We start from the raw sequence: 21,947 nt of genomic DNA, 5'->3' as shown, positions 1-21,947 counted from the left end.
GGATGACCCGCCCCGTCCAGTCCCCCGAACAGGTTCGCGCGTTCTTCGACGCCCACCGCACCGTCCGCCAGTACGTCACGGCGGACGGCCAGCCGATCCCCCTGCCGCCCGAGCATCTGGACGTGATCCTGCACGCCGCGCAGCGCGCCCCGACCGACGCGACCGCGCAGCTGTACTCCTTCGTGCGCCTCACCGACCCCGCCGTGCGCGCCCGCGTGGCGGAACTCACCACGAACGCGCACATCGCCACCGCCAGCGAGGCCTTCGTGGTGTGCGCCGACGTGCACCGCGTGCGCCGCGTGCTGGAGGTCGCCGGATACGCGCCCGGCGAGTGGCCCGCCATCGCCGTGCACTTCGGCATTGGGGACGCCGTGATGGCCGGCACGAACCTGCTCACCGCCGCCGAGATGCTCGGGTACCAGGGCTGCTGGATCGGCGGCGTGCTGAACGGCCTGCCGGGCATCGTGGAGCTGCTGGCGCTGCCCGAGGGCGTGCTGCCCTTCGCGGCCCTCACCATCGGCCGGCCCGCCGAGGACACCCCGTACCGCCCGCGGGTGCCGCGCCCCCTGGTCGTGCACACCGACACCTACCACGTCGGCACCGACGACGAGATCCGCGAGGCGACGGAAATCATGAATCCCATCGCGGCGCGCGGTGACCGGCCCGGCGACTGGGCGCGGCTCCTGAACGCGTACTTCGGCGCGGGCGGCGGCATGGAGAAACGTGAGCCGGTCCTGCGGGAGGTCATGGCCGCGCAGAGCGTGGGCTGGCCGGACCGGAGTCCCGTGACCTGAACACAGGCAGAGGGCCGGAGGAGCTTAACCCCTCCGGCCCTCCCCCCGTGCCTTTACTTCAGCTGGGCGCTGCACTCCCCGATCTTCGCGGGGTCTTCCTTGGCATTCACGTCCTTCACGTAGTACGCGCTGCCGCGCGCGCCCGTGCCGCTCAGGCCCTGCGCGGTGAAGGCGCAGTACACCATGCTGCCCCGGCCATCCAGGATGTCCAGCCACGTGGTGTTCTTCGCGGCCTCATGGTAGAAGTACGCCGTCCATTTCGTGCCGTCCGGCAGGGTGGCGGTGCCTTTCGGGTCCCCCTGGTCGTCCCGGCCCGTCAGGCTGACCGTGACCAGCCCCAGCTCCGGGATCTGCACCTGCCACGCCTGCCCGACCTGCGGTTTCAGCGGCCAGGCCAGGCGCGTGGGGGTGCTCGTGCCCGTTCCGGCCGTGCCAGTGCCCGAGGTGCCAGCGCCCGCCGCGCCCTGCAGCTGGAAGGAGCAGTCCCCGAGTTTGTCCGGGTCGTCCTCGCTGTCCAGGTCCTTCAGGTAGTACGCGGTGCCCCTGGCGGTGGTGCCGCTCAGGCCGCTGCGGGTCACCAGGCAGTAGATCAGGCTGTCCCCGTCCGAGACCATCATGGCGGTGTCGTCGGCCTTCGTGTCGTACGAGAGCACGGCCGTCCACTTCGTGCCGTCGGGCAGGGTGGCGGTGCCTTTCGGGTTGCCGGTGCTGGTGGTGCCGTCCAGTTTCACGGTGAGCCGGCCCAGTTGCGGCAGCTGCACGCTCCAGCTCTGGCCCACCGCGCCCTTGAGCGGCCATGCGAGCCCGGCACTGCTGGGCGCGGTCCCGCCCTGGCCGAGCAGGCTGCCCAGGCTCCCGGACGTGCCGGTGGTGCTGCCCGTGGTGCCGGGACCGCTCTGGAGTTGCAGGGTGCAGTCGCCCACCTCGTCGCCGCCGTTGCTGCGATTCAGGTCCTCGATGTACAGCGCGGTGCCGCGGGCGTTCAGGCCCGACAGGCCGGCCCGGTCCACCGCGCAGAACAGCGCCGCCTTCCCGTCCGACACGGCGAGTTTCGCGGCGGCGCTGCTGGTCCCGGCGAAGAACAGGGCGCTCCACTTCGCGCCGTTGGGCAGGGTGGCCGTGCCGGTGGGGGTGCCCTCGGCGTTCGTGCCGGTCAGGGTCACGCTGATCCGCCCGACTTCCGGGTACTGCATGGTCCAGGTCTGCCCGGACTGGCCGCGCAGGGGCCAGGAGAGCGTGCCGGTCGCGTCGCTGCGGGGCGTGGGGGCCGGGCCCGTACCGGCCGTGGTGCCGCGCGTCTGCGCCTGCGCGCCTCCCGTGTTCGTGGCCGTGCTGGCGGTGCTGGTGCCGGACCGCACCGCGAATTTCGGGACGTTCGGCGTGATCAGGCCCCACGCGACCGACAGGGGCCGCATGAACGACGTCCGGGAGTTGTTCTGCCCGGCAATGCCGGCGCTGTGCACGCCGATCAGGTCGCCGTCGGTGTTGTACGCCCCGCCGCCGGAGTTCCCGGGCCCGGTCTGGGCGTCGTGCTTGATCCACTGTCGGCCACCGCTGCTGAGGTCTTCACCGGTGAAGCCCGCCACCGACCCGGCGGAGTAGCTGAGGGTCATGCCGCCGGTGCCCTGGAACCCGAACACGTAGATGGGGTCCCCGATGGTGAGGCGGTTGCTGTCGCCGATCTGCATGAACGGCAGGTTCAGCTTCCCGACGGGTTTCTCGTCCTTGTCCTCCACGATCTGCACGACCGCCAGGTCCAGGAAGGGGTCCCCGGCGATCACCTTGCCCCAGTAGGTCGGCTGGGGTTCCTCGTCCACGAAGCGCACGGTGCGGACCTGCACCCATGGGGCCAGCCGGCGGGCCTCGTTGTCGCCGACGACATGGTAGTTCGTGAGGATGAAACCCTCGGGGCTGATGATCGTGCCGGACCCGCGTGAGCCGTCCAGCTTGCCGTCCTCGGTGGCGGGGAGCAGCATGACCGTGGCCTTGATGATGCGTTCGCGCACCGCCTGCGGCAGCGTCTGCGCCGCCGCGAAGCTGGGCACCGTGAGCGAGAGGACCGAGAGAAGAAGAGACGCCGTTCGTTTCATAGTCGCTCCCGCGAGGAAACCGGGAAGGGGCCGCTGGCCGCGAGGCACGGCCCCTCACCTGGGCCAGTGAAGTTTCGTACGGTGAGTATGAGGACCGGCGGACCCCGCTGCAAGCACCTGTGCGGACCCGGAGCAACTCTCGACCGCGTACAGAATGGCCTGAATTGGCCGTGCATAACGTGGTGGAAGCAATGCAGGACTTTTCTGGGCCACACCCATAGCTGGGTTTCCCGGTTCCTTCCCTGCTCACGCCCTTCCCAGGATTCTCTCAGGTCAGCTGCCCCAGCCGCCGCAGGTACGCCTCGCCGCGCGGCGTCAGGCGCAGCAGGTGCAGGGGCGGCACGTCCTGCGCGGCGTTCCGGCACAGGCTTTTCAGGGAACACGGCCCGCACGCGCAGGCCCCCTCGCCACTCGCGGCAGCCTGCACGTACCCGCCGGCGTGCAGGGTGCCCAGCATGCCGCCCAGTGCCTCCGGCGTGCTGCCCAGTTCCCGGGCCAGTTCCGCCGGCGTGCGCGGCCGGAGCGCCACGCTGCGCAGGATCGCCGCCAGGGGAGAGCCCGTCACGGCGCCCTCACAGCAGGGCCCGCGCGACCTGATACGTCAGGAACGCCAGCGCCCAGGCGGTCACCAGCTGGTACGCCACCGTGATCCACGCGACCTTCCGGCCGTGCTCCTGCGCGATGGCGCCCACCGTCACGATGCACGGCGTGTACAGCAGCACGAACACCAGGTACGCCAGCCCGGACGCGGGCGTGAACGCCTGCGCCAGCGCCGAGGCCAGCGGGCTTTTCACGTCGGCGCTGGTGTCGGCGCCCAGGCTGGGCAGCGCCACCACGGTCGGCAGGGCCACCAGGCTGGCCTTCACGGCGGCCCAGGTGGCCGCGCCGGCCTGCACCACGCCGTCCAGCAGGCCCAGCGGGGCGGGCGGGGCGGCCTGCTCGCCCAGGTAGATCTGCCCCAGCGTGCCCACCACGACCTCCTTCGCCACGAACCCCGGCACCAGCGCCCCGGTCGCCTGCCAGTTCCCGAAGCCCAACGGCGCGAACAGCGGCGAGACGGCCTGCGCGGCCACGCCGAACACGCTGTCTTTCGGCGCGACCTGCGCGAACGGCTGCCCGCCCACCGCCGGGATCGCCAGCAGGAACCACACGGCCGCCACCGTGACCAGCACGGTCGTGCGGGCCCGCTTCGCGAAACTGGCGGTGCGGCGCCAGCCGTGCTTCCACAGCACCCGCCACGCCGGGAAGCGGTACGGCGGGAGTTCCAGCAGCACGCCGCTCCCGCCGGGCTTCAGGGCGGTGCGGCGCAGCAGCCACGCGAACACGAACGCCACGGCCATGCCCAGCAGGTACATGCTCCACACGATCCACGACCCGGCGTGCGGGAACAGCGCCGCGGCGAAGATCACGTACACCGGCAGGCGCGCCGAGCAGCTCATGAACGGCATGATCATGCTGACCAGCACCCGGTCGCTGTGGTGCTCCAGCGTGCGGGTGGCACTCACGGCGGGCACGTTGCACCCGAACCCCAGGATCAGCGGAATGAACGCCCGGCCGTCCAGGCCCAGGGCGCGCATCAGCCGGTCGGCGAGAAACGCGGCGCGGGCCATGTAGCCGCTGTCCTCCAGGAAACTCATGGCGAGGTACAGCACCAGCAGGGTGGGCACGAAGCTCAGCACGGTGCCCACGCCGGGCACGATGGCGTTCACCACGATGTCCCGCGCCAGCGGCACCCCGGCCAGCAGCGCCGCCGCCCACCCCGCCACGGTTTCCTGAAGGGGACCGCCGATCAGGTCCACGAACGGCGCGGCCACGCTGAAGGTCAGGCGGAACACCAGCAGCACCAGCGCCAGGAAGATCGGCACGCCCCACACCGGGTGCAGGGTCAGGGCGTCCAGCCGCTCACTGAAGGTCCGGCGGGCGTGCACCTGTGGCACCGCCACCCGCGCCAGATCGGACGCGCGGGCGTACCGGGCCTCGGCGATCTCGATCAGGGGGTCCAGGCCCTGCGCGTTCAGGGCGGCCACCACCGCGTCGGCCTCGCGGACCAGGTCGGCGTGCCCGGTGGCATTCAGGCGCCCGCGCAGGCTGGGGTCGCCTTCCAGCAGGCTCAGGGCCAGGGAGCGGTGCGCGTGCGCGGGCAGGGTCGGCAGGCCCGCCATGCGGCCGGTCAGGGCGCCCACGGCGTGCTCAATGGCGTCCGGGTAGCGCACGCCGGACCCCAGGGTCGCGCCGCCCAGCGCGGCGGGTAGCAGCCCGGCGGTGCCCACGGCGCGGCTGGCGACGGTTTCCAGCACCGGCACGCCCAGCGTGCGTGAGAGCGCGGCGGCGTCCACGGTCAGGCCCTTGTCGCGCGCCTCGTCAATCAGGTTCAGGGTCAGGACCAGCGGCACCCGGAAGTCCAGGAGCTGCAGCGTCAGGTACAGGTTGCGTTCCAGGTTCCCGGCGTCCAGCACGTTCAGGATGACGTCCGGGTTCTCGTCCAGCAGCGCGGTGCGGGTGACCAGTTCCTCCGGGGTGTGCGGGCTCAGGGAGTACGCGCCGGGCAGGTCCAGCAACTGGACGGTGCGGTCACCCACCCGCAGGGTCGCCTCGCGTTTCTCCACGGTCACGCCCGCCCAGTTCCCGACCTTCAGGTTCGTGCCGGCCACCGCGTTGATCAGGGTGGTCTTGCCGGTGTTGGGGTTGCCGACCACGACCACACGCGGCTGCGCGGCCGCCTGGAGGCGCGCGACGGTGGCCTGACAGGCGGCCTCGTCAGGCGGGGTGAGGGGCAGCTCGGGGGGCGCCGGCGGGTGGGGAACGGTCACGCGTCCGTCTCCCCGGCGCGCTCGGCCGCCGGGCGCACGACCTGGATGCCGTGCAGGTCCGCGGCGCGCAGGGCGAGGTGGGTGCCGTTCAGGTGCAGCTGCACCGGGTCGCCCATGGGGGCGCGGCGCACGGCGTCCACGCGGGCGCCGCGCACGAAACCCAGTTCCAGCAGGCGCCGCCGCAGGGGGTGAGTGGGGTCCAGTGCGACGATGTGGGCCGTTTCGCCCGGCTGAAGGAGGGTGAGAGGAAAAGCGGGCATACCCGAGTATGTAACTCGGGATTAAGGGTGCACAAGGGACCGGCTGGAACGGCAGGACACCCCGGCCTGCCCCACGAAAAAACCCTCCCCGGAGGGAGGGTCAGGCTCGCGATGGGGCTTACTTGCCTTTCGCGGGCTTCTCGGGCTTGGCCGGCTTTTCCGGCTTGGCGGCCTTCTCGGCCTTGTCGGTGCCGCCGGCGTTCGCGTTCGCGCTGCGGTTGGCGATCGCGGCCAGTGGCAGCGACAGCACCTTGCCGTTTGCGAGCGTCACACCGATCTTGATGGCGCCGGGCTTGCTCAGGTCACGGGTGACCGCGTAGGTGCTGGTCACGCCGTCCGGCGCGGTCACCAGGACGCTCTTGACGTCGCTGAGCGTGGCGCCCTCGACCAGGGTGACGGTCCCGTCGGCGTTCACGGTCCCGACGACGGTGCCGTCGGCCTTCGTGAGTTCCAGCTTCCCGCCGGCGGCGAGGAACTCGGTCAGCTTGGCGAGTTCCGTCTTCACGGACGCAGGGATGGTGCCGGGCAGCGTGGTGGGGGCAGGCGCGGTGGTGGTCTGGGCGCTCGTGGCCCCGAGGGTGCAGGCGAGCAGGACGGTCAGAATGCGTTTGGTCATGGAGAAGCACCTCCTCAGGTGGGATGGCCCCGACCTTAGGGGGTATTCCTAAGAGGGCGCTGTGAAAAACCATCAAGCTGACTGATTTGTGTGGATTCGCGTCCCAGACGGCAGAAAAATACCCCCGGATGGGGGTGTTGATGGTGGGTGCTAGGCTCAGGCCCGTGATCGACCGTTACCTGACGCCCGAGATGAAGGCCCTCTGGAGCGAGGCCAGCAAGTACCGCGCCTGGCTGAAGGTGGAACTGGCCGCCATGGACGCCCAGGCCACCCACGGCGAGGTGCCCCGCGACGCCCACACCACCCTGACCCGCAAAAGCGAACAGGATCCCCTGGATGACGCCTTCGCCCAGAAAGTCGCGGAGATCGAGGCGGTCACCCGGCACGACATCGTCGCCTTCACCCGCGCCCTCACCGACCGCTACGGCGAGGAAGCCCGCTTCATCCACCACGGCCTGACCAGCACCGACGTCGTGGACACCGCCCAGAACCTCCTGCTGGACGAGGCGCTCGGCCTGATCACTCAGGACGTCACCGCGCTGCGCGACGTGTGCCGCACGCAGGCCGTGGCGCACAAGCACACCCCCACCGTGGGCCGCACCCACGGCATTCACGCCGAGCCCATGACCTTCGGCCTGAAGTTCCTGAACTGGATGGAGGCCCTGAACCGCGACCTGGAACGCCTGGCGAATGCCAGGAAGCGCGTGCAGGTCGTGATGCTCTCCGGGTCCGTCGGCACCTACGCGCACGTCAGCCCCAACGTGGAGGAGGAGGTCGCCGCCGCCTGGGGCTGGCAGGCTGCGCCAGTCACCAACCAGACCCTCTCCCGCGACCGCCACGCCGAGGTGCTGTACGCCCTGGCCTCGCTGGGCGCCACCCTGGAGAAGATCGCGGTGGAAGTCCGCCACCTGCAGCGCAGCGAGGTGCGCGAGGCGATGGAACCCTTCGGGAAGGGCCAGACCGGCTCGTCCTCCATGCCCCACAAGAAAAACCCCATCCTGACCGAAAACGTGACGGGCTTTGCGCGCCTGCTGCGCGGCTTCCTGATCACCGGCCTGGAAAACGTGGCCCTGTGGCACGAGCGGGACATCAGCCACAGCAGCAACGAGCGCGTCATCCTGCCCGACGCCACCGCCGGCGCCAGCTACGCCACCCGCCGCCTGACCGGCGTGCTGAAAGACCTCGTGGTGTTCCCCGAACGCATGCTGAAAAACCTGAACGACCTGGGCGGCCTGGTGTTCAGTCAGCGCGTCCTGCACGCCCTGATCGACGAGAAGGGCATGATGCGCGAGGACGCCTACACCCTGGTGCAGCGCAACGCCCTGCGCAGCTGGGAGACCGGCGAGGGCCTGCGCGAACTGCTGAAGGCCGACCCCGAAAACCCCCTGTCCGACGCCGACATGGACGCCGCGTTCGACCTGAACTGGTACCTGCGGCACGTGGACAGCATCTACGCCCGGTTCGGCCTGTGAGCACCCCGGAGCGCGTCTGCGTGGGCTCGGCCGCCGACCTGCCCGACCAGACCGAGGTGACCGTGAACGGCACCAGCGTGGTCGTCGTGCGGTTCGAGGGCACCTTCTATGCCCTGCGCAACAACTGCACCCACAAGGACCACCCCCTGCTGGGCGGCAGCGTGGAGGCCGGCAAGATCACCTGCGAGAAACACGGCGGGAAGTTCGAACTGGAAACCGGCAAGGCCCGCGCCCTCCCCGCCGTGAAAGCGGTGAAGCTGTACCGCGCCGAGGTCGAGGACGGACAGGTGTACGTCTCCGAACTGTAAAAAGGCAGCACAGGAAAAAGGGAGCGCGCGTGATGCGACTCCCCCTTCTCTTTCTTTGACCGTCCGGTCTTCAGCGCTCGTCCGGGTCCAGGGGACCGGGCTCCGGCACGTGCGGCCGGGTCTTCTCGCTGGGCGGCGTGTACCCGGGGTTCGGGTCGATGGCCCGCTCCCGGCGCTCCATGGCGATCAGTGGCCCGTTCGTCAGGTCCAGGTCCCCGGCCGGCGGGACGGCCGCCAGCGCACCCGGGTCCACACCCAGCGGCGCGCTGGACTCGGCGCCCTCGTACTCGGGGCGTTGCAGGGCGTGCTCCATCTCCTTCGGGTCGCGGGTGGCGAGGTGATCGAACTGCGCCGTCACGCTGGAAGGGTCCGGCACTTCGGGCGGCGCGCCGAGCATCTGGTCCGAGCTGCCCACCCGGCTGGACTCGGGAGTGGTGGTGTAGCGCGTGGCGTGGCTGTCCTTCTCGTCGGGCGTGTCGAAGCCGGTCACGGCCCCGGTCTCGCCGATCAGTTTCACCTTGTCGTCGCTCATGCCGTCAAGTCTGCGCCGGAGCGGCCGGCCGGCGCCTTCCGGCTTCATTGACGCTTCGCAGAGGTGACACTCAGGGTCCGCCCGGCCCTCACGCGGGGCCGTGGTCGATCAGGTCCTCCAGCACCCGCGCCGTCATGCCCCAGATGTCGTGCCCGTGCCAGTCGTACCGCACCATACGCACCGGCGTGCCGTCCGGCAGCACCCGGTCCTCGTACCGGCGCGGCGCGGCCCGCAGTTCCGCCAGGGACGGCCGCAGCAACTCCGCGACCTCCCCGGTCAGGGTCAGGGTGAGCGGCTCGGTCACCCGGGCCAGCACCGGCGTCACGTGGAACCCCACCGGGGTGAACACGTCATCGAGTTCGCCCAGCACCTCCACGGTGCCCAGGTCCAGCCCCACTTCCTCCACCGCCTCGCGCAGCGCGGCCTCCACCACCGTCTCGCCGGGTTCCAGGCTGCCGCCCGGAAAGCTGATCTGCCCCTGGTGCGTGGGCAGGTGCGAGGCCCGCACGGTCAGCAGCAGCCGCGGGTCGTCGTCGCGGGACAGCGTGACCAGCACCGCCGCCCGCCGGAACTCCGGCAGGTGCAGCGCCCGGCGCGGCCGCCCGGCCAGCCACGCGGCCCAGGCGTCCGTGCCTGCGGTCAGCGGGTCAGCCACGCCCGCCCGTCCCCTCCGGCCCGGCCGCCCGGTCCAGTTCGGCCAGGGTGCAGCTGGTGTGGTCGCGCAGCGCCAGTTCGGCGTCCACGCCCAGCGCCCGCGCCCACGCCACGGCCGCGCCCAGCACGTCCGCCACCGCGTGCGCGTCCCCGTCCGCTCCGGCCAGCGCCTGTTCCAGCGCCTCCCGCGCCGCGCGGGCATCAGGACGCGCCCCGGCGAGTTTCTGCGCGGCGGCCTCCCGGGCCAGCGCCCCCAGGCCGGAGGGCACCTTCGCCGACGGCGGGCGCACCCGGCCGCCCTGCTCGGCGGCCTTGATCGCCTGCCAGTTCGCCACGACCTCGTCACTGCCGGCCACCTGCGTCTCCCCGAACACGTGCGGGTGGCGCCGCACGAGCTTGTCCACGATGCCGCGCTCCACCTCCGCGTAAGAAAAGGTGCCGGTCTCCTCGGCGATCACGCTGTGAAAGGCCACCTGCAGCAGCACGTCCCCCAGCTCCCCGGCCAGCTCGGCCGGGTCGCCGGCCGTCACGGCGTCGGCGGCCTCGGCGGCCTCTTCCAGCAGGTAGGGCCGCAGGGATTCGTGCGTCTGCTCCTGATCCCAGGGGCACCCGCCTGGGCCACGCAGGCGGCGCATCACGCCCAGCAGTTCATTCATGCGCAGACTGTACCGCCCTGCACGCCCAAAAGGCCCTGGGCCGCCCGCCCCACATGAGGGCCGGGCCCGGTCCGGCCGCCCGGGTCCCTCACGCCCGGTTCACGGGCGGTCAGGACCGCTATGGTGGACTGCGCGCATGACCCGCCTTCTTCCTCCCACTGCCTTGCTGACCGCCCTGGCCCTGAGCGTCCCTGCCGCCCTGCCGGGTGCCGGGGCCGCGGCGCCTGCCGCGCCGCCCGCCAGCGCGGCCGCCGACCTGATGACCCGCGCGCGGCTGGCGCAGGCCACCTACGTCATCCAGGCGCCGGAAATCCGCGGCAACCCCAACCTCCTGAACGGCGAGCAGCGCGAGACGATCCTGCGCGCCATGAAAACCGACTCGGGCGCCGCCATCAAACGCCGCTACCCGCAGGCGACCGTCACCACCGACGAGACGGCCCCGAACGCCATCCGGGTCACGCCCATCCTGATCACGCCGGGCGCCCTGCTGCCCTGGCTGAGTATGGGCGCGCAGCTGCAGCTGGACTTCCCCGAGGGTCGGCGCGTGATTCTCAGCGAGTCGCACTCCGTGCTGACCGTGTACCAGCATCAGGCGGACGCGGCGAACTTCGTGTTCGACAGCCTCTCGAAGAAACTGCCCTGAGCCCCGGCGCGCCCGCCTGCCCCCGGCCCCCGGAAGACGCGTACCTGCGTCCGGGACGCCGCGGGGCAGGCTGCTAGAATGCCCCGCGTGTACACCAACCGCCGCGCTCATCACGAGTACGAGTTGCTGGAGCGCTTCGAGGCGGGCATCAGCCTGACAGGCAGTGAAGTGAAGAGCATCCGCGCGGGCGGCGTGGACTTCCGCGACGCCTTCGCCCGCCTGAGCGCCGGAAACGTCGAACTCGAGGGGCTCTACATTCCTCCCTACAAGGACGCCACCTACAACAACCACGAGCCGCGCCGCCCCCGCCGCCTGCTGCTGAACCGCCTGGAGATCCAGAAACTCCGCCGCGGCCTGGAACAGAAGGGCCTGACCCTGGTGCCCACCAAGCTGTACCAGAAAGGCCGCTACTTCAAGGTGGAGCTCGCGCTGGCCCGCGGGAAGAAACTGCATGACAAACGCCGCGCCGAGGCGGAGAAGACCGTGAAACGCGAACTGAGGGAACTGTGACCCGCCCCCCCCTGCGCCGGCCCCAGGCCGGCACCCTGATCCTGCGCGGCAGCGTGCTGCTGACCGCCGCCCTGGCCTGCACCGGCCTGCTCTGGACGACCTTCGCGCACGCCCAGCAGACCGAGATTCCCGCCCTGCCGCCCGGCGCCACCCCGGCCAGCCCCACGCCCGTCACCCCGGGCACCGCCGCCCCGGAGCGCCCGGGGAACCTCAGCGCGGAGCAGCTCACCTACGGCAAGCTCAGCTTCGCGGGGCAGGCGGTGCAGAGTGTGACGCTGTTCGGGGCCGAGTACGCCAGCGTGGATGCCGTCCGCTCGCTGCTCTCGGTCACCGAGGACGGCGGGATCGTGCGCGTCACCGGGCTGGGCCACACCCTGCTGCTCCCCATCGACGAGGACCAGCAGCGCGCCACCACCGACTTCAACACCGTGCAGCTGGACACCACCCGCGTGCAGGCCCGCACCGCCACGTACGTGAACGGCACCCTGCACCTGCCCCTGGACACCCTGGCCCGCGGCCTGGGCGCGCAGTACCGCGCGGGCAGCTTCACGGTGCCCGCCCCCAGCCTCGTCGGCGTGAGCAGCCGTGCCGGCAAGGACACCGACCGCCTCGTCCTCGACCTGAACCGCGACGTGGAGGTCCTGGACGAACAGCGCGGCGGGAACGCCGTGGTCACCCTGCGCGGCCTGAAAGGCGAGGCCCGCAAGTACACCACCCGCGGCGCCTTCGTGCCGTCCGTGACCCTGGCCCGCAGCGGCGAGGACCTCACCCTGACCTTCCCGCTGACCGCCGCGAGCGGCCTGCGAGTCTTCAAGGTCGTGCGGCCCGGCAGCGTGCGCGTGGTCGTGGACGCCGGCCCCGGCGTGCCCCGCACCAACCCGGAACTGCTCGGGCGGGTCACCCGGCCGCTGGTGCTGCTCGACCCCCTGACGGTGCAGGGCGTGGGCCGCGACATCACCCTGGAAGTCGCCCGCCGCGCCGCGCTGCTGATGACCCAGGCCGGCTGGCAGGTCAAGGTCACGCGCGACTCGGCCAACACCATGAAACTCGACGACAAGCTGGTCCTCACCCGCCAGAGCGACGTGTACATCGCCCTGGACCTGGGCCGCCTGCCCGGCGCGAAACGCTCGGGCGTCACCGTGTACGAACAGGCCGGCCGGTCCAGCGCGCAGCTCGTGAACGCCGTGCGCACCGGCAGCGCCAAACCCCCGTACGCGGTCCTGGCGGTCGGCAACGGCGGGAACAGCCGCAAGCTCAGCGAACTGCTGCGCGGGGAACTCAAGGGCGGCGGCGTGACCGCCAGCGCCGAGAACACCACCCGCATCCTCACCCTGCGGGAGGCCCCGCAGGCCGCCCTGCTGATGGAGCTCGGCTGGGCGAACAACGCCGAGGACCTCGCCAAGCTCGGCGTGGACGACCGCCTGGACGTCATGGCGGTCTCGCTCGCGCGCAGCGTCGCCACGTACCTCACCGCCCGCGCGAACAACAACGCCAACCTCAGCGCCGGAGGCACGCCATGAAACGCCTCTTCTCCCTGTTCAACGTGATCACCCTGCTGCTGCTCGGCGCGTCCGTGCTGGCCCTGCAGGCCGTGCAGCGCCCCCCGGAAACGCCCGAGCCGCCCAAGCTGGAACTCACCGACCGCGAGGCCGTGAAAGGTAACGTGTACTTCACCGACCCGCAGGTCCGCGCGCTGAAGATGGAGGTGCGGACCCTGCAGGTCACGCAGAAGGACGTCGGGACCATCGCGCAGGCCGCGCTGAACGTCTGGGCGCAGGGCCCCAACGACAAGGCCCTGATCGGCGTGGTGCCGGCCGGCACGCCCGCCCCGCGCGTGTACTACCGCGGCGGGCATTACTTCGTGGACCTCGGCGCCGAGTACGGCAAGCTGAAGTACGGCAGCAGCGGCGAGCGCATGCTGCTGTGCACCATCACCCGCACCCTGCTGGACCTGCGCGGCCAGGACGTCACCTTCCTGCTGGCCGGCAAGAACACCGACACCCTCGGCCACCTGGACCTCCGCGAACCCTTCACGGGCCAGGACTGCGCAGATCAGTAACGCGGTGCCCTAACCCCATCCCCTGAACCGCCCACGGCCGGCCCCGCGCCCCCGTGGGCTCCGTGCCCCTGCCCACCCGCCCCTCTCCCGGAGATTCATGCTTCAGAGCATCACCCTGCAAGGCTTCAAGAGTTTCGCCGACAAGACCCGCCTGGACTTCGGGCCCGGCGTCAGCGCCGTGATCGGCCCGAACGGGTCCGGGAAGAGCAACGTCGTCGAGGCGATCCGCTGGGCGACGCACCAGGCCCGCGCCCGCGAACTGCGCGCCGGGCGCGGCACCGAACTGATCTTCCACGGCAGCGGCGGCAAGGCCCCCCTGGGCCTCGCGGAAGTGCAGCTCGAACTGCTCACCCCGGACGGCCGCGTGAACCTGGCGCGGCGCGTGTACCGCGACGGCACCGGCGAACAGGACCTGAACGGCCGCGCCGTGCGCGCCCGGGACGTGCAGGGCGCCCTGCGCGGCACCGGCCTGGGCCCCGGCGGGCTGGCCGTGATCGGGCAGGGCGAGGTGAGCGGCGTGGTGCAGGCCGAAGGCAGGACGCTGCTCGGGTACGTGCAGGAGGCTGCCGGGCTCTCCCGGGCCGTGACCGCCCGCCAGGAAACCGAGGCCCGGCTGAGGGAAGCCGACACGCACCTGGACCAGCTGCGGCTGATCCTTCAGGAACGCGAGGCGGCCGCCGCACGCCTCGAACGCGCCGCCCGCGAGGCGCGCGAGCACCGCGCCCTGAGCGCCCGCGTGCTGACCCTGGACGACGCCCTGAAACGCGAGCGGCAAGCCGCCCTGCACCGTGAGATCACGCAGGCCGCCGCCGAAGCGGCCGGGCTGGAGGCCCGCAGCGCCGCGCTGGGCGCCGAGGTGCAGGCCGCTGCCGCCGCCGTGGAGGCCGCCCGCGAGCACGCCCAGGAGGCCCGCGCCCGCCGGGAGGCGTTCCGCGGCGCCCTGGACGCCCTGACCGCCGCCCGCGACGCGCACGCGCAGGCCGGGCGGTACCGCGCGCACCTGAACGCCGAGCAGGACACCCTCACCGCGGAACTCGCGGCCCTGCCCACCCAGATGCCCGCGCAGGCCGCGCCGGACCTGGGCGCCCTGGACGCCGCGCTGCACGCCGCCCGCGCGGACGCCGAACGCGCCGAGACCCGCGCGCGCACCCTGGACGCGGGCCTCAGCCGCGCCCGCACGCAGGCCGCCCGGGCCGCCGAGGCGCACGCCCGCGCTGACGCCAGCCGCGAGACCCTGCGCGCCGAACTGGACCGCGCCGAGGGCAACCTGGACCAGGCCCTGGACGCCCTGACCGCCGCCGGGCAGACACTGGAGCACGCCCGCGCCGCCCGCGAGCACGCCGAGACGCAGTACGCCACCCTGGCCGCCGGCCGCGAGGCCGCCACGCAGCACGAACGGCACCTGACCGCGGAACTGGCCCGCGTGAACGCCAGCGTGGCCCCGCTGCGCCGCGAACGCGAACGCCTGGAAGCCGCCCTGAACAGTTACGCCCGCTACGGCGAGGGCGCCCGCAACGCCCTGCGGCTGAACCACCCCGGAATCGTGGGCAGCGTCGCCGACCTGCTCACCGTGCCCGCCGAGTACGAGGTCGCCGTGGGCGCCGCCCTGGGCCGGCGGCTGGAACAGGTCGTGGTGGCGCGGGCCGACGACGCCCGCGAAATCATCGAGGAACTCCGCCGCACGGGCGGACGCGCCACCTTCCTGCCGCTGGACCTGATCCGCCCCCGCGCCCGCCGGGACGCCGCGCTGCTGCGCGAGGACGGCGTGATCGGCAACCTCGCCGACCTGTGCCCCACCGACCCCCCGCTGGTGGGGGAGAGCATCCTGGCCGACACCCTGATCGTCCGGGACCTCAGGGCCGCCAACCGCATCGCCCGCACGCACGCCCAGCGCCCGCGCCTCGTCACCCTGGACGGCGAACTCGTGGAGCCCGGCGGGGCGATCACCGGCGGCCGCCTGCGCGACGCGGGCACGGGCGTGCTTGCCGACCAGCGCCGCTTCCAGGACCTGGACGCCGAACTGGAGGACGCCGACCGGACCGCCGCCCGCCTGAACGCTGAACTGAAGAAGGTGCAGGCCACCCTGGCCGGCAGCGCCGAGGGGCACGACGGCCTGCTCGGCGCCCGCGAGGCCGCCGCCCGCGAGGAACGCAGCGCCGAACGCCGCGTGACCGAACTGGACGCCCAGGTGCGCAGCCTCACCACGCACCGCGACCGGCTTAGAGACCGCCTCGGCCCGGACGAGACGCCCCCCGCTGGTCCCCTGCTGGAAGGCGTGGACGTGACCGCGCTGGAGGCCGAACTGGCCGCCGCCCGCCACAGCGCCGAGACGCACCGCGCCGAGGAACGCGCCGCCGCCGAACGCCTCGCCCTGGCCCGCGAACTGGACGCCGTCTGGAAGGCCTACCGCACCGCCCGCGCCCGCGCCGCCGAACTGCGCGCCCGGCTGGATGCCAACGCCCAGGCCGCCGCCACCCAGGACGCCCACCTGCACGCCGCCGCCGCCGAGGTTCAGCGCCGCGAGGCCGAACTGGGCACCCTGGACGAGAACGAGTACCCCCGCGCCGAGTACGCCCGCGAGCAGGCCGCCCAGACCTACGCCAGCCTGATCGGCACGCAGAACAAGACCCGCGCCCGCCTGGACGAACTGCGCGTCCTGATCGCCCGGCGCGAGGGCAGCCTGGAGGACGTCCCGCCCGGCTGCACCCCGCCCGGCACCCCCCGCGAATGGACGCAGGAACTCGCCCGCGCCCGCAGCACCCTGGACGCCTTCGGACCCATCAACGCCCGCGCCGAAACCGACCACGCCGAGGAACTCGCCGCCTTGCAGGCCCAGCAGGCCGAACTGAACGACGCGCAGGGCGCCGCCGACGAACTCCGCACCCACCTCACCGAACTGGAAACGGCCGAGACGAGCGCCACCCGCGCCGCCTTTACCCGCGTGAACACCGCCTTCCGCGAGTACAGCACCGAACTGCTCGGCGGCAGCGGCGACCTGGAAGAGGAAACTGCCGACACCGGCCGCCTCACCGGCCTGCGCCTCGCCGTGCAGCCGCGCGGCAAACGCACCCGCAGCATGACCCTGCTCTCCGCCGGGGAACGCACCATGGCCGGCCTCGCCTTCCTGTTCGCCCTGAACCACGCCGGCGGCGAGGGCGGCGCCGGCGGCCTGCCCCTGGCCGTGCTGGACGAGGTGGACGCTCCACTGGACGAGGCGAACATCCGCCGCTTCACCGCCTTCCTGAAACGCTTCAGCGAACGCGGCGCGCAGTTCCTGCTCGTCACGCACCAGAAGGCCACCATGGAGGTCGCCCAGGCCCTCTGGGGCGTGACCACCGACCAGACCGGCGCCAGCCGCGTGCTGAGCATCCGGCAGGAAGGTGAACCCGCCTAGCCCCAGGCACGGAGGCCGCCAGGGCTGAATGGCGCCCTATCCTTGACCTGTGCCCCTGGATCTGCCGCAGCAATGGTTCGTTCTGGTGGAGGCCCTGCAGGCGAAAGGCTGGCGGGAAGAGGCGGGTGACGTGCCCACCGACTGGTGGAGCCTGTACCAGCAGAGCTTCGTCCGCCAGGGGCAGCGGATCGTCCTCTCGCTGCTCACGGAGCCCTACGGTGACGGGCCGCCCTGGGCGGTGGGGGCCAGCCGCGAGTTCCCGGAGAACAGACAGGCGGCGGCTCAACTGGGCACCCTCGTCCTCGGGCGGGGGTGGCGCGACCATCTCGGTGCGTTTCTTCGTGCATTCGACAGCTGAAGACGAGAGGGGGAGGGCCACCCGGACCATTCCAGGCGGGCTCGCTTCAGTCCGGCCCAGCGAACGGCAGGTGGTGGGTGACGTGCCAGAAGCCCGCCGCGTCCTGGCTGGCGACGACCGCGCCGCGCACGGGAACCTTCAGGCCGCCGGTGCGGTCCAGCAGGGCCTGCACCTCGGCCTGAATACCGTCGAGCACAGGGGCGGAGCCTTTCGCCACGGTGAGGTGCGGTTCCGGATGCGTGAACTGCCCACCGTACGCAGGCGTCTCCGGGAAGGCCGCCGCGACCGCGTGCATCAGCCGCAGCACGGTGTCCCGAGGTTCCGGCGCCAGCCACAGCACCCCCGGGACGCGTCCGACCTGCCGGAATGTCAGCTCGAAGGGCGCGGCGCCGCGCCACGCGGTTCGCAGCCGCTCTACCTGAGCATCGGTCGCCGGGGCAGGCACCCAGGGGTACAGAAGGGTGAGGTGCGGGGCCACGCCGTACTTCGCGGCCGGCACCCGCGGCCGCCAGGGTCCCAGCACCCCCTCCAGCTCCGGGAACCACAGGGCGACCGTGGTCTGCGGCGTGTTCAGGGGCGGGGCCTCACTTCAGCGTGAAGGCGGCGGCGTCCCGGCCGTCGATGCTGACGTGCAGGTACCCGCCCTTCACGCTGAGCCCGGCGTTCTGGTCGGCGAACAGGGATTTCGTGAGGTCCTGCCCGCCGACGCTGAGCCCGAGCTTGTTGAGGGGCAGGCTGTACGTGCGGCGCTGCCGGGCGCCGCTCCAGGCGGCCAGGACGCGCTGTCCGCCCTGCTCGCGCAGCAGCAGCAGCAGGTCGTCCTGCACGGCGGCGGGCATGGGCAGCAGCGTCTGCGAGCCCAGGCTCAGGGCCGGGCTGGCCTTCCTTGCCGCGATGGCACTCCGGGCGGCGGCATGCACGGCCTTCTCGCCGGGCGTCCACTGCGCCTCGAAGCGCATGTCCTGGCGGTTGTCCGGATCCGGACCGCCGCGCTGCGCGATCTCGATGCCCTGGTACAGCACGGGCACGCCCTTGAGGGTCATCAGGGCGCGCAGGCCGTAACGGGTGTTCATCTGGCCCTCGTCCGCGAACAGGCTGCCCTGCGCGAACCGGGGGATGTCGTGGTTGTCCAGGAACAGCGTCACCTCCCCGGGCCGGGGCAGCTCATCCTGGCGTTCCAGCACGCCCCGCACCTGCGTGAGGCTCTGCCCGGACATCAGGCTGGCCTTCATGGCCTTCTGCAGGCTGAACAGGAACAGGCTGTCGAAACCTGCCTTCTGCCACTCGGCGACGGTGCCGGTGTCGGCGTCGTACCACTCCCCGAGCGTCCAGGTGCCGGCCGCGCGGTCGCGGGCCAGGAGGTCTTTCAGGAACGCCTGCGGCACGTGCCGGATCGCGTCGTACCGGAAGGCGCTCACGCCCCGCGCCCGCCAGAACTCCGCGTTGCCCAGCAGCAGCTCCCGCACCTGCGGGTTGCCCTGGTTCAGGTCCGGCAGGCCCGACAGGGGACAGTCCACGTCCTTGTTCTGGGAAGCGTCGCACTGCGCCTGGGGCGTGAACCAGTCGCGTTGGGCGGTCACGGCCGTGGCGCCGTACCCGTAGTGGTTGACCACCTGATCCAGCACCACCCGCACGTTCGCGGCCTGCGCGGCCTTCACGAACGCGTCGAACTGCGCCAGCGTGCCGAAGTGGGGGTCCACGTCCCGGAAGTCCTCCGGCCAGTAGCCGTGGTACGCGGACGTGTCGAAGCTGTTCCCGGCCTGCTGCCGGTACACCGGCGTGAGCCACACCGCCGTGGCGCCCAGGTCCGTGATGTACGGCAGCTTCTGCGTGAGGCCCGGCAGGTCCCCGCCGTGCCACGCGCGCAGGTTCCCGCGGTCCACGCCGGCGTTGTTGGCCGCGTCCCCGTCGAAGAAGCGGTCCGGCATCACCTGATAGATCACCTGCCCCTCGAAGGAGGGCGGGGCGGTCTGGGCGGACGCGGCCGGGCCGGCCAGCAGGGCGGTCAGGACCGTCAGGGAGAGCAGGGGAGAGGCGCGCATGGAGTGACTGTACCCCTGCGCGCCGCCCAGGCCGTGAAGCCCGGCTTTACCCGGTGTTGCGCACCCCCGCCGCGATACCCTGAATGCTGAGCAGCAGCGGCACCTCGAACTCGTCCAGGCCGCCCGGCTCCGCGCGGCTGCGGCGCAGCAGTTCCGCCTGAATGCGGTGAAGGGGATCGATGTACGGGTTGCGCAGCGCGATGCTCTCCTTCAGGCGCGGCTCGTTCGCCATCAGCTCCGCCCCCACCACGTCCTGCACCAGCGCCACCGTGTCCGCGTACGCGTCCAGCAGCGCCGTCCCGGTGGGGTGGGCGTCCGTGCCCAGGCGCAGGTACTCGCCCACGATCAGCGGGTCGCTCTTGGCGAGGCTCATCTGCGCGTTGTCCAGCACCGCCCGGAAGAACGGCCAGTCCCTGTACATCTCGCGGGCCGCGTCCAACCCGATCTCCCGCAGGCCCTCGCGCAGCCCGTACCAGCCAGGCAGGTTCACGCGGTTCTGCGTCCAGGACATCACCCACGGAATCGCGCGCAGGTTCCCCAGCGTCGGCGCGCCGGGCCGCCGCACCGGCCGGGACGCGATGTTCAGTCGGGCGATCTCGTGAATGGGCGTGACCGCCTCGAAAAACGGCAGGAACGCCGGGTTGTCCACCAGCGCGCGGTATGCCGCCGCGCTCGCGCCGGCCGCGCGGTCCATCGCCGCCAGCCACGCGGCCGGCGGGTCCACCGGCGGCCGGGCCGCGGCCAGCAGCAGGCCGTACAGCGCCTGCTCCAGGTTCCGGCGGGCCAGCATGGGGTGGCTGTACTTGTCGGCCAGCGCCTCCCCCTGCTCCGTGATGCGCAGGCCCGCGTCGATGGTGCCGGCCGGCTGCCCCAGGATCGCCCGGCCGGCCGGCCCGCCGCCCCGGCCGATGCTGGTGCCGCGCCCGTGGAAAAAGCGCCAGCGCACGCCCGCGCGGCGGCACACCTCGCTGATCTTGCGCTGCGCCTCGTGCAGCGCCCAGTTCGCCGCGAGGAACCCGGCGTCCTTGTTGCTGTCGCTGTAACCCAGCATGATCTCCTGCACGTCGTCGCCCAGCACCGCGCGGTACTCGGGCACGCTCAGCAGCTCCCACACCACCTGCGGGGCGCGGCGCAGGTCGTCCAGCGTCTCGAACAGCGGCACCGGCAGCACCCGGAACCCCACCTCCCGCGCCAGCAGCAGCGGCTCCAGCACGTCACTGACGCTCTCGGCCATGCTGATCACGTACCGCCCGAACGCGCCCGGCCCCACCGCCTGCACCGCCGCCCGGACCTCCCGGACGGGACCGATGGCCGCCTCCAGCGCGTCCGGCAGCGCCTCGCCCGCCGGCCACAGCGGGCGGCGGGACCGCAGTTCACCGGTCAGCAGGTCCAGTTTCGCGTGCTCGGGCAGGTCCTGGTAGTTCGCCTCCACGCCTGCCGCGCGCAGCAACTCCGCCACCGCCGCGCCCACCTGCGCGCTGTGCTCGCGGATGTCCAGGCTCACCAGGTGCTGCCCGAACACCCGCGCCACCGTCAGCAGCGGCATCAGCAGCTGATCCGCGCTGCGGTGCTGCCCGTCGGCGTGCAGCCGGGCGTGCAGGGCCTCCAGCCTCGGCAGCAGCTCTACGGGCACCCCGTCCCGCACGGCGTCGTGCAGGGCCCGCAGCTCCTGTCGGTAGGGTTCCTTCCCATCCCCCACCTCGGTCTGCCCGGCCGTTTCCTGACTCAGGTCCGCGTACGCCTGCGTGATCGCCCCGAGCAGCACCTCCCGCGCCCGGTCCCGGTGCAGGCCCAGCGCCTCTTGGGTCGCCTGCGGCGTCACGAACGGGTTGCCGTCCCGGTCCCCGCCCATCCACGACGAGAAACTCAGCGGCAGCGCCGCCTCCGACTCCACGCCGTACACGTGCCGGAACGCGCGCTGCAGGTCCCGTTGCAGGCTCGGCAGGGCCCGCGCAATGTTCGGGATGTAACTCAGGCCGCCCTTCACCTCATCCAGCACGGTGGGCTTCAGGTGCCGCAGCTCCGGCGTGGTCCACATCGCCTCCACGTGCGCCGCCACGCGCTCCAGCGCCTCCTCGCGCAGCGACTCGGACTCCAGTTCCGGAATGGCGCGCGCCACCGCCACCAGGTGCGCCCGCACCGTACGGCGCCGCATCTCCGTGGGGTGAGCTGTGAAGGTCAGGCCCAGATCCAGCCGCTCGATCAGCGCCTCCACCTCCGCAGCCTCCAGGCCCTGGGCCTTCAGTTCGGTCAGGGCGCCCTCCAGGCTCTGCGACCGCACGCCGCCGGCCGCGCGCAGCACCCGCACCCGCTCGTACTCCTCGGCCAGGTTCACCAGCTGGAAGTACCACGTGAACGCCCGCGCCAGCCGCCCCGCCTCCGCGCCGGACAGTCCGCCGATCATGGCGCGGAGTTCCACGTCGCCCTCGCCCGCGCGGGCTTCCCGCACCAGCGCGCGCGTGCGTTCCACCAGGTCGAAGAACGCCTCGCCCTCCTGCTCCCGGATGACCTGGCCCAGCGTCCGGCCCAACAGATTCACGTCACTGCGAATGCCCATGTCGGCAGCATAAACGTAGAAAAGACACGAAGCGGTCAGGCGTGAGGACAACTTCCGGTCGGCCGCTGACACGCCTGTTCCGGGCGCTCAGTGTTTTCGGGGCAGGAGGCTGCTCCTGGGCGTGCTGCTCGCCCTCTGCCTGGCCCGCTTCCGGTCAGCTTCGTCTGCCTGCTGCCGCCGGGAACGTGGGTC

The 21,947-nt window shown here is 72.2% G+C and carries 20 protein-coding genes; 9 read left to right on the top strand and 11 right to left on the bottom strand.

All coding sequences use genetic code 11. The features are described 5' to 3' along the window. Positions 1-2: 2 nt before the first annotated feature. Entirely contained in the window at positions 3-794 is a 792-nt protein-coding gene (locus DFI_RS09250; protein WP_027461886.1) for a nitroreductase family protein, read from the top strand. Positions 795-847: 53 nt separating this feature from the next. Here the strand turns inward: DFI_RS09250 and DFI_RS09245 are convergent, their stop codons facing one another. From DFI_RS09245 to DFI_RS09225, 5 genes are all read right to left on the bottom strand, one after another. Then, positions 848-2,884, bottom strand: a complete 2,037-nt coding sequence (locus DFI_RS09245) for a S1C family serine protease (RefSeq protein WP_081425675.1) — start codon at positions 2,882-2,884, stop codon at positions 848-850. A 268-nt stretch (positions 2,885-3,152) separates the two neighbouring features. Next, positions 3,153-3,449: a hypothetical protein gene (locus DFI_RS09240; RefSeq protein ID WP_022801584.1), complete on the bottom strand. Its 297-nt coding sequence runs from the start codon at positions 3,447-3,449 to the stop codon at positions 3,153-3,155. Between the two features lie 7 nt (positions 3,450-3,456). Further along, positions 3,457-5,694 (bottom strand): ferrous iron transport protein B, encoded by a 2,238-nt coding sequence (feoB, locus tag DFI_RS09235; protein WP_027461884.1) that lies wholly within the window; start codon positions 5,692-5,694, stop codon positions 3,457-3,459. After that, the gene (locus tag DFI_RS09230) at positions 5,691-5,954 is read right to left on the bottom strand and encodes a FeoA family protein (protein WP_022801586.1); all 264 of its coding nucleotides are present in this window, start codon (positions 5,952-5,954) and stop codon (positions 5,691-5,693) included. The genes feoB and DFI_RS09230 overlap by 4 nt, the downstream gene beginning before the upstream one ends. Positions 5,955-6,072: 118 nt before the next feature. Beyond that, a complete protein-coding gene (locus DFI_RS09225) occupies positions 6,073-6,570 on the bottom strand; it encodes a hypothetical protein (RefSeq protein WP_027461883.1) in 498 nt (165 codons plus the stop codon). Positions 6,571-6,734: 164 nt separating this feature from the next. On the opposite strand from DFI_RS09225, the gene purB reads away from it, so the two are divergent. Both purB and DFI_RS09215 read left to right on the top strand, forming a co-directional pair. Beyond that, the gene (purB, locus tag DFI_RS09220) at positions 6,735-8,042 is read left to right on the top strand and encodes an adenylosuccinate lyase (RefSeq protein WP_027461882.1); all 1,308 of its coding nucleotides are present in this window, start codon (positions 6,735-6,737) and stop codon (positions 8,040-8,042) included. Next, a complete protein-coding gene (locus tag DFI_RS09215; protein ID WP_043776731.1) occupies positions 8,039-8,350 on the top strand; it encodes a non-heme iron oxygenase ferredoxin subunit in 312 nt (103 codons plus the stop codon). The genes purB and DFI_RS09215 overlap by 4 nt, the downstream gene beginning before the upstream one ends. A 70-nt stretch (positions 8,351-8,420) precedes the next feature. Here the strand turns inward: DFI_RS09215 and DFI_RS09210 are convergent, their stop codons facing one another. The 3 genes from DFI_RS09210 to DFI_RS09200 form a co-directional block, all read right to left on the bottom strand. Then, a complete protein-coding gene (locus DFI_RS09210) occupies positions 8,421-8,882 on the bottom strand; it encodes a hypothetical protein (protein WP_027461880.1) in 462 nt (153 codons plus the stop codon). A gap of 88 nt (positions 8,883-8,970) precedes the next feature. Beyond that, a complete protein-coding gene (locus tag DFI_RS09205; protein WP_027461879.1) occupies positions 8,971-9,537 on the bottom strand; it encodes an NUDIX hydrolase in 567 nt (188 codons plus the stop codon). Beyond that, the gene (locus DFI_RS09200; protein ID WP_043776729.1) at positions 9,530-10,192 is read right to left on the bottom strand and encodes a MazG family protein; all 663 of its coding nucleotides are present in this window, start codon (positions 10,190-10,192) and stop codon (positions 9,530-9,532) included. The genes DFI_RS09205 and DFI_RS09200 overlap by 8 nt, the downstream gene beginning before the upstream one ends. Positions 10,193-10,328: 136 nt before the next feature. On the opposite strand from DFI_RS09200, the gene DFI_RS09195 reads away from it, so the two are divergent. The 6 genes from DFI_RS09195 (at position 10,329) to DFI_RS09170 (ending at position 17,156) form a co-directional block, all read left to right on the top strand. Then, the gene (locus tag DFI_RS09195; protein ID WP_027461878.1) at positions 10,329-10,835 is read left to right on the top strand and encodes a hypothetical protein; all 507 of its coding nucleotides are present in this window, start codon (positions 10,329-10,331) and stop codon (positions 10,833-10,835) included. Between the two features lie 78 nt (positions 10,836-10,913). Further along, positions 10,914-11,345 carry an SsrA-binding protein SmpB gene (gene smpB / locus DFI_RS09190; protein WP_027461877.1) on the top strand — a complete coding sequence of 144 codons (432 nt, stop codon included), beginning with the start codon at positions 10,914-10,916 and terminating at the stop codon, positions 11,343-11,345. Beyond that, the gene (locus DFI_RS09185; RefSeq protein WP_244940257.1) at positions 11,342-12,865 is read left to right on the top strand and encodes an N-acetylmuramoyl-L-alanine amidase; all 1,524 of its coding nucleotides are present in this window, start codon (positions 11,342-11,344) and stop codon (positions 12,863-12,865) included. Before smpB ends, DFI_RS09185 begins: the two co-directional genes overlap by 4 nt. Then, positions 12,862-13,404 carry a GerMN domain-containing protein gene (locus DFI_RS09180; RefSeq protein WP_027461875.1) on the top strand — a complete coding sequence of 181 codons (543 nt, stop codon included), beginning with the start codon at positions 12,862-12,864 and terminating at the stop codon, positions 13,402-13,404. Before DFI_RS09185 ends, DFI_RS09180 begins: the two co-directional genes overlap by 4 nt. 97 nt (positions 13,405-13,501) lie before the next feature. Then, positions 13,502-16,798, top strand: coding sequence for an AAA family ATPase (locus DFI_RS09175; protein ID WP_027461874.1), 3,297 nt, complete (start codon positions 13,502-13,504; stop codon positions 16,796-16,798). Positions 16,799-16,847: 49 nt separating this feature from the next. Then, positions 16,848-17,156, top strand: a complete 309-nt coding sequence (locus DFI_RS09170) for a hypothetical protein (protein ID WP_027461873.1) — start codon at positions 16,848-16,850, stop codon at positions 17,154-17,156. Between the two features lie 46 nt (positions 17,157-17,202). Here DFI_RS09170 and DFI_RS09165 read toward each other — a convergent pair whose 3' ends face one another. The 3 genes from DFI_RS09165 to DFI_RS09155 form a co-directional block, all read right to left on the bottom strand. Then, positions 17,203-17,679: a 2'-5' RNA ligase family protein gene (locus DFI_RS09165; protein WP_162145397.1), complete on the bottom strand. Its 477-nt coding sequence runs from the start codon at positions 17,677-17,679 to the stop codon at positions 17,203-17,205. A gap of 61 nt (positions 17,680-17,740) precedes the next feature. Next, complete coding sequence (locus tag DFI_RS09160) at positions 17,741-19,198, bottom strand: alpha-amylase family glycosyl hydrolase (protein ID WP_027461872.1); 1,458 nt, start codon at positions 19,196-19,198, stop codon at positions 17,741-17,743. Between the two features lie 46 nt (positions 19,199-19,244). Further along, positions 19,245-21,755, bottom strand: a complete 2,511-nt coding sequence (locus tag DFI_RS09155) for a phosphoenolpyruvate carboxylase (RefSeq protein ID WP_027461871.1) — start codon at positions 21,753-21,755, stop codon at positions 19,245-19,247. Between the last annotated feature and the right edge of the window lie 192 nt (positions 21,756-21,947).

Origin of the sequence: Deinococcus ficus, assembly GCF_003444775.1 — a bacterium.
Lineage (GTDB): Bacteria > Deinococcota > Deinococci > Deinococcales > Deinococcaceae > Deinococcus > Deinococcus ficus.
This window is presented reverse-complemented; position numbering and strand designations above follow the sequence as displayed.